Genomic DNA, 13,877 nt, shown 5'->3' with positions numbered 1-13,877 from the left:
ATATAGATCAACCCCGAAAAGGGCCGCCCACCGGTGGGCGGCACGGGCCCCGCCCCGCCTGCGGGAAGGACGGGGCAGGGCGGGGCGGGCCGGAGGGTCAGCCGCGGCCGTTGCGCGCCTGGCGGGCGTCCAGCAGGTGCAGGGCCTTGCCCGCGAGCGGGTACGTACGCACCAGTTCGGCCAGCGTCGTCGAGCCGCGGGTGATGCGGGCGAAGGCGAGCCACGCGGGCCGCAGGCCGGTGATCGCCGCGTGCAGGACGCCCGGCCGCGCCTCGAACACGGTCAGCATGCGCTTGCCGACGCCCATTTCCACGCCCAGCCCGGCCTTGACCGCGAAGGCGTAGTTCAGCGCCTGGCGCCGCGCGTCCACCGCGTCCTGCGCCTCGGAGATCTTGACGGCCCACTCCCCCGCGAGCCGGCCGGAGCGCAGGGCGAAGGAGATGCCCTCCCGGGTCCACGGCTCCAGCAGCCCGGCGGCGTCGCCCGCCACCAGTACCCGGCCGCGCGACAGCGGCGAGTCGGGCTTGCGGCAGCGCGTCAGGTGCCCGGAGGAGATCGCCGGCTCGAAGCCCGCCAGCCCCAGCCGGGCGATGAAGTCGTCCAGGTACCGCTTGGTGGCGGCGCCCTCGCCCTTCGCCGAGATCACACCGACGGTGAGGGTGTCGCCCTTGGGGAAGACCCAGCCGTAACTGCCGGGCAGCGGACCCCAGTCGATGAGGACCCGGCCCTTCCAGTCCTCGGCCACCGTCTCCGGCACCGGGATCTCCGCCTCCAGGCCGAGGTCGACCTGGTCCATCTCCACCCCGACGTGCGCCCCGATGCGGCTGGCGCTGCCGTCGGCGCCGACCACGGCCCGGGCCAGCACGGTCTCCCCGTCCGCGAGGACCACGGCGACGGTGCGCCGGTCGGGAACCGCCGCGCCGTGCTGCTCGACCCGGGTCACCGCCGTCCCCGTGCGGACGGTCGCGCCGGCCTTCTCGGCCTCCGCGACCAGGGCCGCGTCGAACTCGGGCCGGTTGATGAGCCCGAAGAGCATGCCCTTCGAGCGGCGGGTCCGCGTCAGCTTCCCGTTCATCGAGAAGGTGACCGCGTGGATGCGGTCCTTGAACGGCAGCACGAAGCCCGGGGGCAGGGCGTCGCGCGAGGGGCCGATGATGCCGCCGCCGCAGGTCTTGTACCGGGGGAGTTCGGCCTTCTCCAGCAGCAGGACGCGCCGGCCCGCGGTCGCCGCGGCGTGGGCCGCCGAGGCCCCGGCCGGACCGGCGCCGACCACGACCACGTCCCACACCTCGCCCGTGCCGTCGTCCGCGGCCCTCGCCGCCCCGTCGGCCGGCTCGTGGTCCGGCCCACCGGCCGGCTCGTCGAGCGGCCCGTCGAGCGGCCCGTCGGCCGGCTCCCGCGCCGTCCCTTCGTCCGCCCCCTGAGCGGCCTGCCCTGCGCTTGCGCCGTGTACGTCGTCGTCGCTGCTCACGATGTGCTGCTGCTCCTGATCACGCGATTGCTCGGATGCCGTGGAAATCCTACGGCGAGAGTCCGCCCGCCCCTCTGTGCGAGGATCGGAACTGTATTTCGCCTTGCTTTCGCCGTAACCCGGCACCTTTCACAACGTCGCACCCACGAGGAGCGTGCCCATGACCCAGAATCCGATCGCCGAGACCATCGCCTCGCTGATGCCCCGCGCCAAGGCGGAGCTGACCGAGCTGGTGGCGTTCCAGTCGGTGGCGGACTGGGCCCAGTTCCCGAAGAGCGAGAGCGAGGCCGCCGCGAACTGGGTGGCCGACGCCCTGCGCGTCGAGGGCTTCCAGGACGTGGCGCTCCTCGACACCCCCGACGGCACCCAGTCGGTGTACGGCTTCCTGCCCGGCCCCGAGGGCGCCCCGACCGTCCTGCTCTACGCGCACTACGACGTGCAGCCGCCGCTGGACGACGCCGCCTGGATCTCCCCCGCCTTCCAGCTCACCGAGCGGAACGGCCGCTGGTACGGGCGCGGCGCCGCCGACTGCAAGGGCGGGTTCATCATGCACCTGCTGGCGCTGCGCGCCCTGAAGGCGAACGGCGGCGTGCCGGTCTCCGTCAAGGTCATCGTCGAGGGCTCCGAGGAGCAGGGCACCGGCGGCCTCCAGCAGTACGCCGAGGCGAACCCGGAGCTGCTGGCCGCAGACACGATCGTGATCGGCGACGCGGGCAACTTCCGTACGGGCCTGCCGACGGTGACCGCCACGCTGCGCGGGATGACCCTCCTCAAGGTGAAGATCGACACCCTGGGCGGGAACCTGCACTCCGGCATGTTCGGCGGGGTCGCCCCCGACGCCCTGGCCGCGCTGATCCACACCCTGGCCTCGCTGCGCGCGGCGGACGGCTCGACGACCGTGGACGGCCTCGACTCCGACGCGGTGTGGGAGGGCCTGCAGTACCCGGAGGACGAGTTCCGCGCCGACGCGAAGGTGCTGGACGGGGTCGGGCTGATCGGTGAGGGCACGATCGCGGACCGTCTGTGGGCCCGGCCGGCCGTCACCGTGCTCGGCATCGACTGCCCGCCGGTGATCGGCGCGACCCCCTCGGTGCACGCGAGCGCGGGCGCGCTGATCAGCCTGCGCGTGCCGCCGGGCGTGGACACGACCCGGGCCATCAAGCTGCTGGAGGCGCACCTGGTGGCGCACACTCCGTGGGGCGCCCGCCTCGGCATCGAGGTCGTGGGCCAGGGCCAGCCCTTCCAGGCCGACACGAGCAGCCCGGCCTACGCGTCGATGGCGGCGGCCATGCGGGTGGCGTACCCGGGCCAGGAGATGCAGGTCAGCGGCATGGGCGGGTCCATTCCGCTGTGCAACACGCTGACGTCCCTGTACCCGGCGGCGGAGATGCTCCTGATCGGCCTGAGCGAGCCGGAGGCCCAGATCCACGCGGTGAACGAGAGCGTCTCGCCGGAGGAGCTGGAGCGCCTGTCGGTGGCGGAGGCACTCTTCCTGGTGAACTACGCCGAGTCCAAGCGCGGCTGACGCGGCGCGAGCGGCAACACCCGTCCGCCCGGGGCGGAGTGCGCCCCGGCGTACTCCGCCCCGGGCGGAGGCACGTGCCGGGTGCGCGGCCGGGTGCCCGGTCCGCGTGCCCGGGTCCGGGGCACGGATCCCGTCGGAGTGCTCCCGGACCGGCTCCGCATGCGCGACCGCGTCGGCGCCGCCTGCGAACTCGCCGCCCGCTGGGGCGCGCTGGTGCCGGCGCACCGGCCGGACGCCCCGGTCGTCCACGGCGATCGGCCCGTCCCGGACCCGGTGCTGCCGTACCGGGAACCGCCGCTCTGCGCACACGGCTGACCGTCCACGAGGCCCCGCCGGCCCCGGTCGGCCGGGAACCGGAGGACGGCGGGGTGCCGCCCTCCGGTGACGGGGCGGGTGGCGGGTCCACTCCCCCGGTCACGCCGCGGGCCGGCACCCACCGCGTCGCGGGCTCACCGCGTCGCAGGGCTCACGGCGTCGGGCGGCCCGCCTCCAGGTACAGGGGGCGGGCGCGTTCACGGGCCCGCAGGGCCCAGCGCAGGCGTTCGTAGCGCTGCGGCGGCAGCAGCCCGGCGGCCTCCGGTTCGGTGACGAAGCGCCAGGCCCGCAGTTCGGGGCCGGGCAGGCGCAGCGCGCCGATCTGCGGCGGGGTCAGCGGCCCGCCGTCGAAGAGGAGCCGCAGTCCCCCGTACGCGGGACGCAGCGGCGGTTCCCAGTCGACGACGAGCAGCGGCGGGGCGTGGTCCAGTTCCAGGCCCAGTTCCTCCGCGACCTCCCGTACGCCCGCGCAGCCGGGTGCCTCTCCGGGCTCGACGACGCCGCCCGGGAACTCCCAGCCCGCCTTGTACGTCGGGTCGACGAGGAGGACCCGGTCCTGGTCGTCGAAGAGCAGGACGCCCGCCGCCACGGTCTCGCGCGTCGGCTCCGGGGTCTGCACGATGTCGCAGATCCCGGCCGCGTCCGTCCGTACGGCCTCGGCGATCCGCCCGGCCGTCTCCCGTGCGGTCAGCCGCCCGTTGTCGATGACGTGGGCGTCGGCGGTCAGCCAGCCCAGTGCCTCCCGGTAGGCGGGGACCTGGTCGTGCGCCCGCTGCCGGTCCCGTGCGTCCTCGACGCCGGGGCCGCCCGGCTCCCGGCGGGCCGCGACGCGCTCGCGCAGGATCGTTTCCGCCGGGGCGAGCAGCACGTGCCGTACGGGGATCCGGCGGGCCGCGAGGGCTCCGAAGATCTCGTCGCGGTACTCCTGGCGCAGCAGGGTCATCGGCACCACCAGCACCCCGCCGAGCTCCGCCAGCATCGCGGCCGCGGTGTCGACGACCAGGCGCCGCCAGCTCGGCAGGTCCTGGTAGTCGCTCACCTCCGCGAGGCGTTCGGGCGGCAGGAGCCGGCGCAGTGCGTCACCGATGAGCTCCGGGTCGAACAGGGTGCTGTCCGGCAGCAGTCCGGCCAGTTCGCGGGCCGTGCTGGTCTTCCCGGCACCGAACGCGCCGTTGATCCAGACAATCACGTCTACCCCTCTCCCAATGGCTCGCCTCCGCAGCCCCCAGTGGCTTGCCCGCCCCACCCTGCCACGGAAACCCGCTCCTCGGCGGAGTGCTTATCCTCAAGGTCAGAGCCCTGTCCGAGCCGCCCCGCCTCCGGAGGTTTCCCCACCGTGCCGCACACCCGCCACCCGTCCGAGCCCCGCTACGGCAACCGGCCGACCATGAAGGACGTGGCGTCACGGGCGGGTGTGGGCCTGAAGACGGTCTCACGGGTCGTCAACGGCGAGCCGGGGGTGACCCCCGACACCGAGAGGCGGGTCCAGGAGGCCATCGACGCGCTGGGTTTCCGCCGCAACGACAGCGCGCGCGTGCTCCGCAAGGGCCGTACGGCGACGGTCGGTCTGGTCCTGGAGGACCTCGCGGACCCCTTCTACGGTCCGCTCAACCGGGCCGTGGAGGAGGTGGCCCGGACGCACGGCGCGCTCCTCATCAACGGTTCCAGCGCCGAGGACCCGGACCGCGAGCGGGAGTTGGCGCTCGCGCTGTGTGCCCGCCGGGTGGACGGCCTGATCGTGATCCCGGCCGGGGACGACCACCGGTACCTGGAGCCGGAGATCCGGGCGGGCGTGGCGACGGTGTTCGTGGACCGGCCCGCGGGCCGGATCGACGCCGACGTCGTACTGTCGGACAGTTTCGGCGGCGCGCGCGACGGGGTGGCGCACCTGATCGCGGGCGGGCACCGGCGGATCGGGTTCATCGGCGACCACCCGCGCATCCACACGGCGACGGAGCGCCTGCGCGGTTACCGCGAGGCCATGGAGCGGGCGGGCCTGCCGGTGTCCGGCTCCTGGGTCTCGCTCGGCTCGACCTCCCCGGAGCGGGTGGCGGACGCGGCGCGGGCGATGCTCCGCGGCCCGGACGCGGTCACGGCCGTCTTCGCGGGCAACAACCGGGTGACCGTCACGGTCGTACGGGTCCTCGCGGCGCGGCACCGCCCGGTGGCGCTGGTCGGCTTCGACGACTTCGAGCTGGCCGACCTGCTGAACCCCGGCGTCACGGTGGTGGCGCAGGACGCGGCGACCCTGGGCCGGGTGGCCACGGACCGCCTCTTCCAGCGCCTGGCGGGCGCCGGCCTCCCCCCGACCCGCATCGAACTGCCGACCCACCTGATCCCCCGCGGCTCGGGCGAACTCCCCCCGGCCGGCTGAGGCCCCGGCTCAGGGCTCCGGTTCCGGAAACGGCGTACGGCCCGGCCGGGGGTCCCCGGCCGGGCCGTACGCGGAGCCGCGGATCAGGCGGAGGCCGTCAGTGTCGCCGAGCGGCGGGGGATGGCGAAGGCGTCGAGTTCGGCGCGGGTCAGGCCGGTGAGGGCCGTGACCTCGTCGGCGCCGACGGCGCCGCAGTCGAGGCCGCGGACGAGGTAGCCGGCCAGGGCCTTGGCGGTGGCGGGCTCGTCCATGACGTCGCCCTCGATCTTGGCGACGTACGCCTTCAGGCGGGCGGCGGCGGTCTCCAGGCCCTCGCGGTAGAAGGTGAAGACGGCCGCGTACCGGGTCGGCAGGTGCGCCGGGTGCATGTCCCAGCCCTGGTAGTAGGCGCGGGCCAGGGCTCGGCGGGTGAGGCCGTAGTGGAGCTTCCAGGCCTCGTGGACGTGCTCGGTGGTGCCGATGGGCAGGACGTTCGTCGAGCCGTCGGAGACGCGTACGCCGGTGCCGGCGGCCGCGACCTGCATGATCGCCTTGGCGTGGTCGGCGGCCGGGTGGTCGCTGGACTGATAGGCGGCGGAGACGCCGACGCAGGCGCTGTAGTCGAAGGTGCCGTAGTGCAGGCCGGTGGCGCGGCCCTTCGAGGCCTCGATCATGCGGGCGACGGTGGCGGTGCCGTCCGAGGCGACGATGGACTGGCTGGTCTCGATCTGGATCTCGAAGCCGATCCGGCCCTGGCGCAGGCCGCGGGCGCTCTCGAAGGCCTCCAGCAGCTTGACGAAGGCGCTGACCTGCTCGGCGTAGGTGACCTTGGGCAGGGTCAGGACGAGGCCCTCGGGGAGGCCGCCGTTCGCGAGCAGGCCGGAGAGGAAGATGTCGGTGGTGCGGATGCCGCGGTCGCGGACGTTGGACTCCATGCACTTCATGCGGATGCCCATGTACGGGGCGTTCGTGCCGTTGGCGAACGCCTCCGAGACGAGGCGGGCGGCGCGGGCCGCGGCCTGGTCCTCCTCCTCGTCGGAGCGGACGCCGAAGCCGTCCTCGAAGTCGACGCGGAGGTCCTCGACGGGCTCGCTCGCCAGCTTGGCTCGGACCCGCTCGTAGACGGGTACGGCCAGCTCGTCGGAGATGCCCAGCACCTTGGCGAAGGTGGCGGCGTCCGGGGCGTGCTCGTCGAGGGCCGCGAGGGCCTGGTCGCCCCAGGAGCGGATGGTGTCGGCGGCGAAGACGTCACCGGGCACGTAGACCGTGTGGATGGGCTGACGGGTGCCGGGGTCGCCCGGGTAGTGGCGCGCGAGTTCCGCGTCCACCGGCGCGAGGGAGGCGCTGATGCCCTCGCTGACCGCGCCTGCGAGGCTCGTCGCCACCTTCTCCTGCTGACCCATCGTGCACTCTCCTCTTTTCCGCTTCACGGAAGCTTAGATCCGCATAGCAGAATTTAGTCACGGGGTTCCGCTCCGTCAATGGTCCCCCGGCCCGGAGGGGGAAACGACTCGGGGCCGTGCGGTGACAAACACCACACGGCCCCGGAGAAGACTTCCTCGCAGGTCAGCCCTTGCGGGCCTGGATCTGCTCGGTCAGCTGGGGGACGACCGCGAAGAGGTCGCCGACCACGCCGTAGTCGACGAGGTCGAAGATCGGGGCCTCGGCGTCCTTGTTGATGGCCACGATGGTCTTCGAGGTCTGCATGCCGGCCCGGTGCTGGATCGCGCCCGAGATGCCGGAGGCGATGTACAGCTGCGGGGAGACCGACTTGCCGGTCTGGCCGACCTGGTTCGCGTGCGGGTACCAGCCGGCGTCGACCGCGGCGCGCGAGGCGCCGACCGCGGCACCGAGGGAGTCCGCGAGGGCCTCGATGATGCCGAAGTTCTCGGCACCGTTGACGCCGCGGCCACCGGAGACGACGATCGCGGCCTCGGTCAGCTCGGGGCGGCCGGTCGACTCGCGCGGGGTGCGCGAGGTGACCTTGGTGCCGGTGGCCAGGGCGCCGAAGGTGACGGCGAGCGCCTCGACGGTGCCGGCGGCCGGAGCGGCCTCGACCGGGGCCGAGTTCGGCTTCACGGTGATGACCGGGGTGCCCTTGGAGACACGGGACTTGGTGGTGAACGACGCGGCGAAGGCGGCCTGCGTCGCGACCGGACCCTCGTCACCGGCCTCCAGGTCGACGGCGTCGGTGATGATGCCGGAACCGATGCGCACGGCGAGGCGGGCGGCGATCTCCTTGCCCTCGGCGGAGGACGGGACGAGCACGGCGGCCGGGGAGACGGCCTCGTACGCGGCCTGGAGCGCGTCCACCTTCGGTACGACGAGGTAGTCGGCGAACTCGGGGGCGTCGGCCGTGAGGACCTTGACGGCGCCGTGCTCGGCGAGCACCGCGGCGGTGTCGGCGGCGCCGGCACCCAGGGCGACGGCGACGGGCTCGCCGATGCGGCGGGCCAGCGTCAGCAGCTCGAGGGTGGGCTTGCGGACGGCACCGTCCGCGTGGTCGACGAAGACGAGAACTTCAGCCATGGGACTGCTCTCCTGCGATTGCGAAGTATCTGGGGGCTAAGAGGGGGATGGCCGAAGCTCTTAGATGAACTTCTGGCCGGCCAGGAACTCGGCCAGCTGCTTGCCGCCCTCGCCCTCGTCCTTGACGATCGTGCCGGCGGTGCGGGCCGGACGCTGCGCCGCGGAGTCGACCGCGGTCCAGGCGCCCTCGAGGCCGACCTCTTCGGCTTCCAGGTCCAGGTCCGACAGGTCCCAGGACTCCACCGGCTTCTTCTTGGCGGCCATGATGCCCTTGAAGGACGGGTAGCGGGCCTCGCCCGACTGGTCCGTCACCGAGACGAGCGCGGGGAGGGAGGCCTCCAGCTGCTCGCTCGCGGAGTCGCCGTCGCGGCGGCCGGTCACGACGCCGTCCTCGACCTTGACCTCGGAGAGCAGGGTGACCTGCGGGACGCCCAGGCGCTCGGCCAGGATGGCCGGCAGCACGCCCATGACGCCGTCGGTGGAGGCCATGCCGGTGATGATCAGGTCGTAGCCGGCCTTCTCGACGGCCTTGGCGAGCACCAGCGAGGTGCCCATGACGTCCGAGCCATGCAGGTCGTCGTCCTCGACGTGGATCGCCTTGTCGGCGCCCATCGACAGCGCCTTGCGCAGCGCGTCCTTGGCGTCCTCGGGACCCACGGTCAGGACGGTGATCTCCGCGTCGTCCGCCTCGTCGGCGATCTGCAGCGCCTGCTCGACGGCGTACTCGTCGAGCTCCGACAGCAGGCCGTCGACGTCGTCACGGTTGACGGTCAGGTCCTCGGTGAACTGCCGGTCGCCGGTGGCGTCGGGCACGTACTTCACACAGACAACGATCCTCAGGCTCACGCCGGCTCTCCTACCGCATCGTCTTTTTTGGTACCGCCTTGTGCAGGCAGCATAGGCGCCATGTCGGGCGGATCCCGGTCGGGGCGGCCCGCGCTCCGATGGGAATGTTACTCGTCAGTACACCGTGGGTGCCCGCCGGGTGCAAGGCCGCCGAACTGTGACCTTGACAACGCCGCCCGAACCCGCCCCAGCAGGGACGATTCAGTCCCGCAACGCGTTGAAGCGCCCCTGGTGGTACAGCAGCGGACGGCCTTCCCCGGCCGGGTCCCCGGCCACCGCCTCCGCGATGATCACACGGTGGGCGCCCGCGGGCACCCTCGCCACCACCCGGCACACCAGCCAGGCGAGCACCCCGTCGAGGAGCGGGACGCCCTGCGGACCCTCGGCCCAGCGGGTGCCGAGACCGAAACGGTCGGCGCCGCTGGTCGCGAAGAGGCCCGCCAGGTCCTGCTGGTGCTCGCCGAGTATGTGGACGCCCAGGTGCTCGGAGTCCCGTATCGCGGGCCAGCTGGAGGATCCGGTGCCGATCGTGAACGAGAGCAGGGGCGGCTCGGCGGACACCGAGTTGAGCGAGGTGGCGGTGAATCCGGTCGGCCTGCCGCCGTTCTCCGCGGTGATCACCGCGACGCCCGCGGCGTGACGGCGGAAGACGGAACGGAGCAGTTCGGGCGAGCCGGGGAGGCCGGAGCGGTCGGCGCCGAAGGGCGCGGGCGAGGCCATCGGGGCCGTCGGGGCGGTCATGGGAGGGCTTCCTTCTGCCGCGGGAGTCGCGGGCGCAGTCGGGGATCGGGGGTCGGGGGCGTTCAGTGATCCCAACAGCGCGCGCTCGCGTAGCGGACGAGGTCCACATGGACCCGCCCGTAAAGCAGGAGTTCATACCGCATGTCGTCAGCCTGACGATCTCACGCGTACACAGTCAAGCCGCATCGGCCAGATGTCAGGCGCGTCACGCTGCGTACGGGCGCGCGCACCGGCGCACCGCCCCCGTCATACCGCCGCTCCCAGCGCGGCGATCACGTCCGCCTTGCGGGGCATCCCCTCGGCCCTGCGCACGATCCGGCCCGCCGCGTCCAGGACGAGGACGGTCGGGGTCTTCTCGATGCGGAGGGCGCGCACCAGCCCCAGGTTCCGTTCGGCGTCGACCTCGATGTGCGCGACGCCCTCCACCATGGCGGCCACCTCGGCCAGGATCCGCCGGGTCGCCCGGCAGGGCTGGCAGAAGGCGCTGGAGAACTGGACCAGGCTGGCCCGCTCCCCCGGTTCCGCGCCCAGTTCGGCGGCGCCCAGCGGCGCGCCCGCCTCCCGGCCGGCGTCGTACCCGTCCCCTTCGTGCCCGCGCACGTGTGCTCCTGTCTACCCTGTCCGTATGTTCGCACCCGCCCGGCGGGAGCCGGGAGAGCCCCCTGTCCGAGCGCACCGCCGCCGCGCGGCATTCCCCGCGTGACGAGAATCTCTTCGGGCACGGGCGTCTGGGCTGGCCAGCGGGCCGTGTTTGGGGCACGATCCCCACATGGTCGCGTACCTACGCTTCCGTAACTTCCGGCCGGGAGCACCTCCCCAGGCAGAAAGCGGGGTCTCCCCACCATGGCTGAGCTCGTATACCCCCCAGTGATCGGCGCCGCGCACACCCTGTTCCGTGCGCTGGACATCCGGATCGACATGAAGGGCACCGAGAACATCCCGCGCCAGGGCGGGGCGGTCCTGGTGTCGAACCACATCGGCTACCTCGACTTCATCTTCGCCGGCCTGACGGCCCGGCCGCAGAAGCGCCTGGTGCGGTTCATGGCGAAGGAGTCGGTGTTCCGGCACAAGGTCTCCGGCCCGCTGATGCGCGCGATGAAGCACATCCCGGTGGACCGCACGCAGGGTGAGTCGGCGTACCAGCACGCCCTGGACTCCCTGCGGTCGGGCGAGATCATCGGGGTGTTCCCCGAGGCCACGATCTCCCAGTCGTTCACGCTCAAGAGCTTCAAGTCGGGTGCGGCGCGCATGGCGCAGGAGGCGGGCGTCCCGCTGATCCCGGTGGCGCTGTGGGGCACGCAGCGGCTGTGGACCAAGGGCCGCCCGAAGAACCTCAAGCGCAGCCACATCCCGGTGACCATGCGGATCGGCGAGCCCATCGAGGCCCCGTCCGACGAGTACGCCGGGGCCATCACGCGCCGGCTGCGCGAGCGCGTCCAGGAGTTGCTGGAGGCGGCGCAGCGCGCCTACCCGGCCAAGCCCTCGGGCCCCGAGGACTCCTGGTGGCTCCCGGCCCACCTGGGCGGTACCGCGCCGACGGCGGCGCAGGTCAAGGAAGCCGGCTGAGCCGTCGGCACGGCCGCGCCGGAGTGCGGCCGTGTCCTCAGCCCCCGGCGTCCTCGCGCTTGCGGCGCCGGTGCGCCGCGACCCGGGCGCGCGTGGCGCAGGTGGTGGAGCAGTAGCGGCGGGCACTGCCCGGACCGGCGCCGAGGAAGAGCCGCCCGCAGCCCGCGGCGGCGCAGGCACCCCACACGATGCGCCCGTGCTCGGTGAGCAGTTGGGCCAGGGCGAGGGCGCCCGAGGCCAGGAACCAGTCGCCCCAGTGCGCCCCGTCGCCCCGGTCGACGTGGAGGTGCCAGGGGTGGCCGTCGTGCCGGGTCAGCCGGGGCCGGGTTCCGCACTCCTCCAGCAGCGCGTTCAGGGCGCCGGCCGCACGGTCCTCGTCCGTCTCGGCCAGCACCCGGGCCATCCGCAGCGCCGCGGCCCGCAGTTCGGCCGCGTCCGCCTCGCCGAACGCCCCGGGGGCGAGGTCCGCGGGGTGCTCCCCGTGCCGGGCGAGCAGGGCGGCGAGGGCGTCCCGCGCCAGTTCGGGGTCCGCGCGGACCGCCTCGGCGCACTCGACCAGCCGCCGCGCCGCCGAGAAGCCCTCCCCCGCCGGACCGCCCGCGCTCCGCGCGTCCGCCATCGCCGGATCCTTTCGCCGTACACCCACATGACGTAACGTCTTTTGCGGATATCACGTTACCCATCGCGGAGGGGGCCGGGCATGGGCGGGTTCGGGCGGTATCTGGGGGCGGCGCTGGCCGCGCGCTTCGCCTCCGAGGGCATGGGCATGGCGGTGGTGCTGCTGGCCCTGGAACGCACCGGCAGCGCGGCGCACGGGGCGTTCGTCCTGACCGCCTGGCTGGCTCCGCACGTACTGGCGGCTCCCCTCGCGGGGGCGGCGGCGGCCCGGACCCGGCGGCCGCGGCTGTTCTACGCGGGCGCGCTGGCCGGCTTCACGGCCGCGACCGGGGTACTGGCCGCGCTGCTGGGGCGGGCCCCCTGGCCGGTGGTGCTGGCCGTGGCGGTGCTCGGGGGCACCTGCGGGCCGATGGTGACGGGCGGGCTGTCCAGCCTGGTGGCGGGGCTGGTGCCGGAGGGGCCGGGCCGCGACCGGGCGTACGGCTGGGACGCGTCCACCTACAACGCGGCGGCGGTGACGGCTCCGGCCGCCGTCGGGACGGTCACGGCACTGGCCTCGGCGGGGCCCGCGATGGCGCTGCTGACGTGCTCCGGCGCCCTGGCGGTGGTCCTGGCGGCGACCCTCCCGTACGGGGACCCGGGCGCGGCCCGGCCGCAGGACGGACCCCGGGCCGGGCTCGGCGCGGGCCTCGCCGCACTGTGGCGGGTACGGGAGCTGCGCGCCGTCACCTCGGCGACGACCCTGGCCTTCGTCGGCATCGGGGCGCTGACCACCAGCGCGGTGCTGCTGGCCACGGAACGCGGCAGCCCGGGCGCGGGCGGGGTCCTGATGACGGCGTTCGCGGTGGGCGCCCTGGGCGGCTCCCTGACGCTGGGCCGGATCACCTCGGTGGCCCCGGGCCGGCTGGCGCGCTGGGCGATGGCCGGAACGGGGGCGGCCCTGGCGGCGGCCGCGTTCACCCCGTCGGTGGCGGCGACGGCGGTGCTGTTCGCGGCGGCCGGGGTGTGCGACGGGCCGCTGCTGACGGCCACGCTGCGGATCCGGTCGCGGTACGCGCCGGACGGGGCGCGGGCGCAGGTGTTCACCCTGGGCGCGGGGCTCAAGCTGACGGCGGCCTCGGCCGGCGCCGCCCTCGTGGGGCTGGCGGCCGCGGCGCCGGCGTGGGCGCTGCTGCTCGGGATCGCGGCGCTCCAGCTCGCGGCCGCCGCCCTGCACGTACTGGTGGCGGCCCGGGGGCCCGTACCGGAGGCCGCTACAGAGCCGTCGGCAGGTTCTCCCACAGCCGCGTCCGGTCCGCGGACTCCCGGAGCGCCTTGAGCGCGGCGGGGTGCGGGGCGGCGTACAGCCCGGGGTAGTCGGCCTCGCCCAGCTCGGGGCGGACGGGGAAGGCCAGCCGCTCGTGTTCCAGGTCGAAGCGGGCGTCGACGCCGGGCTTGTTCCCGCGCGGGTCGAGCCGGGACCAGCGGGCGGTGCCGGGCAGCCGGAGGGCGATCAGCCCGTGGAGCAGGTGCCGCGTCCCGGTGTCGTCGTCGGCGAGGCGCTGGTAGCACAGGGCGGCCGGGATGCCGCGGGCGCGCAGCAGGGCGGCGAGGGCGTGGGACTTGGCGAGGCAAATGCCGTTGCGGGTGCTCAGGGTGTCGGAGGCCCGCCAGGTGACGCGCTGGTCGCCGGAGTCCGCGGAGTGCGCGACGGTGTCGCGGACGAACTCGAAGGCCACTTGGGCGTAGGCCCGGTCCTCGCCCGTGGCCGTCCAGAGGGCGTCGGCGGTTTCGAGGACGAAGGGGTGGTCGTGGTCGACTGCCTCGTCCGCCGCCAGGTAGGCGGAGAGGTCGGAATGCTCCTGGATCATTTCCATGATCCAGGAGCATACCTATGCGCTTTCGCGCATTTCTATCGAATTATCGGCGCGTGG

The 13,877-nt window shown here is 73.9% G+C and carries 15 protein-coding genes; 5 read left to right on the top strand and 10 right to left on the bottom strand.

Features of this window, described 5'->3' with window-relative positions:
- Nucleotides 1-97: 97 nt before the first annotated feature.
- On the bottom strand, nucleotides 98-1,288 hold the full coding sequence (locus ABZZ17_RS00565; protein ID WP_356870701.1) for a geranylgeranyl reductase family protein: 1,191 nt from the start codon (nucleotides 1,286-1,288) through the stop codon (nucleotides 98-100).
- Between the two features lie 343 nt (nucleotides 1,289-1,631).
- Between ABZZ17_RS00565 and ABZZ17_RS00560 the strand changes: the two genes are divergently transcribed.
- Nucleotides 1,632-2,996, top strand: a complete 1,365-nt coding sequence (locus ABZZ17_RS00560; protein WP_356870421.1) for a dipeptidase — start codon at nucleotides 1,632-1,634, stop codon at nucleotides 2,994-2,996.
- 93 nt (nucleotides 2,997-3,089) lie between these two features.
- Nucleotides 3,090-3,311 (top strand): hypothetical protein, encoded by a 222-nt coding sequence (locus tag ABZZ17_RS00555; RefSeq protein WP_356870419.1) that lies wholly within the window; start codon nucleotides 3,090-3,092, stop codon nucleotides 3,309-3,311.
- A gap of 151 nt (nucleotides 3,312-3,462) precedes the next feature.
- Here ABZZ17_RS00555 and ABZZ17_RS00550 read toward each other — a convergent pair whose 3' ends face one another.
- Nucleotides 3,463-4,500, bottom strand: coding sequence for an NUDIX domain-containing protein (locus ABZZ17_RS00550; RefSeq protein WP_356870417.1), 1,038 nt, complete (start codon nucleotides 4,498-4,500; stop codon nucleotides 3,463-3,465).
- 198 nt (nucleotides 4,501-4,698) lie between these two features.
- On the opposite strand from ABZZ17_RS00550, the gene ABZZ17_RS00545 reads away from it, so the two are divergent.
- Nucleotides 4,699-5,685 (top strand): LacI family DNA-binding transcriptional regulator, encoded by a 987-nt coding sequence (locus ABZZ17_RS00545; protein WP_356870699.1) that lies wholly within the window; start codon nucleotides 4,699-4,701, stop codon nucleotides 5,683-5,685.
- Nucleotides 5,686-5,768: 83 nt separating this feature from the next.
- Here ABZZ17_RS00545 and ABZZ17_RS00540 read toward each other — a convergent pair whose 3' ends face one another.
- The 6 genes from ABZZ17_RS00540 to ABZZ17_RS00515 form a co-directional block, all read right to left on the bottom strand.
- Nucleotides 5,769-7,067 carry an aldolase gene (locus ABZZ17_RS00540; RefSeq protein ID WP_356870415.1) on the bottom strand — a complete coding sequence of 433 codons (1,299 nt, stop codon included), beginning with the start codon at nucleotides 7,065-7,067 and terminating at the stop codon, nucleotides 5,769-5,771.
- A 163-nt stretch (nucleotides 7,068-7,230) separates the two neighbouring features.
- On the bottom strand, nucleotides 7,231-8,193 hold the full coding sequence (locus ABZZ17_RS00535; protein WP_356870413.1) for an electron transfer flavoprotein subunit alpha/FixB family protein: 963 nt from the start codon (nucleotides 8,191-8,193) through the stop codon (nucleotides 7,231-7,233).
- 60 nt (nucleotides 8,194-8,253) lie between these two features.
- The gene (locus ABZZ17_RS00530; protein WP_356870411.1) at nucleotides 8,254-9,039 is read right to left on the bottom strand and encodes an electron transfer flavoprotein subunit beta/FixA family protein; all 786 of its coding nucleotides are present in this window, start codon (nucleotides 9,037-9,039) and stop codon (nucleotides 8,254-8,256) included.
- A gap of 201 nt (nucleotides 9,040-9,240) precedes the next feature.
- Nucleotides 9,241-9,759, bottom strand: coding sequence for a flavin reductase family protein (locus ABZZ17_RS00525; protein WP_356870697.1), 519 nt, complete (start codon nucleotides 9,757-9,759; stop codon nucleotides 9,241-9,243).
- A gap of 83 nt (nucleotides 9,760-9,842) precedes the next feature.
- A complete protein-coding gene (locus ABZZ17_RS00520; RefSeq protein ID WP_356870695.1) occupies nucleotides 9,843-9,923 on the bottom strand; it encodes a putative leader peptide in 81 nt (26 codons plus the stop codon).
- A gap of 103 nt (nucleotides 9,924-10,026) precedes the next feature.
- A complete protein-coding gene (locus ABZZ17_RS00515; protein WP_356870409.1) occupies nucleotides 10,027-10,380 on the bottom strand; it encodes a thioredoxin family protein in 354 nt (117 codons plus the stop codon).
- Between the two features lie 243 nt (nucleotides 10,381-10,623).
- Between ABZZ17_RS00515 and ABZZ17_RS00510 the strand changes: the two genes are divergently transcribed.
- Entirely contained in the window at nucleotides 10,624-11,346 is a 723-nt protein-coding gene (locus ABZZ17_RS00510) for a lysophospholipid acyltransferase family protein (protein WP_356870407.1), read from the top strand.
- Between the two features lie 37 nt (nucleotides 11,347-11,383).
- Here ABZZ17_RS00510 and ABZZ17_RS00505 read toward each other — a convergent pair whose 3' ends face one another.
- Complete coding sequence (locus ABZZ17_RS00505; RefSeq protein WP_356870405.1) at nucleotides 11,384-11,965, bottom strand: CGNR zinc finger domain-containing protein; 582 nt, start codon at nucleotides 11,963-11,965, stop codon at nucleotides 11,384-11,386.
- 81 nt (nucleotides 11,966-12,046) lie between these two features.
- Here ABZZ17_RS00505 and ABZZ17_RS00500 point away from each other — a divergent pair, with 81 nt between their 5' ends.
- Nucleotides 12,047-13,282 (top strand): MFS transporter, encoded by a 1,236-nt coding sequence (locus ABZZ17_RS00500; RefSeq protein ID WP_356870403.1) that lies wholly within the window; start codon nucleotides 12,047-12,049, stop codon nucleotides 13,280-13,282.
- Here the strand turns inward: ABZZ17_RS00500 and ABZZ17_RS00495 are convergent.
- Nucleotides 13,218-13,820, bottom strand: coding sequence for a transglutaminase family protein (locus ABZZ17_RS00495; RefSeq protein WP_356870401.1), 603 nt, complete (start codon nucleotides 13,818-13,820; stop codon nucleotides 13,218-13,220). The genes ABZZ17_RS00500 and ABZZ17_RS00495 overlap by 65 nt on opposite strands.
- Nucleotides 13,821-13,877 lie beyond the last annotated feature (57 nt).

The sequence above is a fragment of the Streptomyces sp. NPDC006512 genome, from assembly GCF_040611935.1.
Taxonomy (GTDB): domain Bacteria; phylum Actinomycetota; class Actinomycetes; order Streptomycetales; family Streptomycetaceae; genus Streptomyces.
This window is presented reverse-complemented; position numbering and strand designations above follow the sequence as displayed.

Bases quoted from the DNA above. Each gene is read 5' to 3' on its own strand.
- ABZZ17_RS00545 (WP_356870699.1), top strand. From the start codon at position 4,699: ATGAAGGACGTGGCGTCACGGGCGGGTGTGGGCCTGAAGACGGTCTCA.
- ABZZ17_RS00535 (WP_356870413.1), bottom strand. From the start codon at position 8,193: ATGGCTGAAGTTCTCGTCTTCGTCGACCACGCGGACGGTGCCGTCCGC.
- ABZZ17_RS00560 (WP_356870421.1), top strand. From the start codon at position 1,632: ATGACCCAGAATCCGATCGCCGAGACCATCGCCTCGCTGATGCCCCGC.
- ABZZ17_RS00500 (WP_356870403.1), top strand. From the start codon at position 12,047: ATGGGCGGGTTCGGGCGGTATCTGGGGGCGGCGCTGGCCGCGCGCTTC.
- ABZZ17_RS00540 (WP_356870415.1), bottom strand. From the start codon at position 7,067: ATGGGTCAGCAGGAGAAGGTGGCGACGAGCCTCGCAGGCGCGGTCAGC.
- ABZZ17_RS00510 (WP_356870407.1), top strand. From the start codon at position 10,624: ATGGCTGAGCTCGTATACCCCCCAGTGATCGGCGCCGCGCACACCCTG.
- ABZZ17_RS00525 (WP_356870697.1), bottom strand. From the start codon at position 9,759: ATGGCCTCGCCCGCGCCCTTCGGCGCCGACCGCTCCGGCCTCCCCGGC.
- ABZZ17_RS00520 (WP_356870695.1), bottom strand. From the start codon at position 9,923: ATGCGGTATGAACTCCTGCTTTACGGGCGGGTCCATGTGGACCTCGTC.
- ABZZ17_RS00495 (WP_356870401.1), bottom strand. From the start codon at position 13,820: ATGGAAATGATCCAGGAGCATTCCGACCTCTCCGCCTACCTGGCGGCG.
- ABZZ17_RS00505 (WP_356870405.1), bottom strand. From the start codon at position 11,965: ATGGCGGACGCGCGGAGCGCGGGCGGTCCGGCGGGGGAGGGCTTCTCG.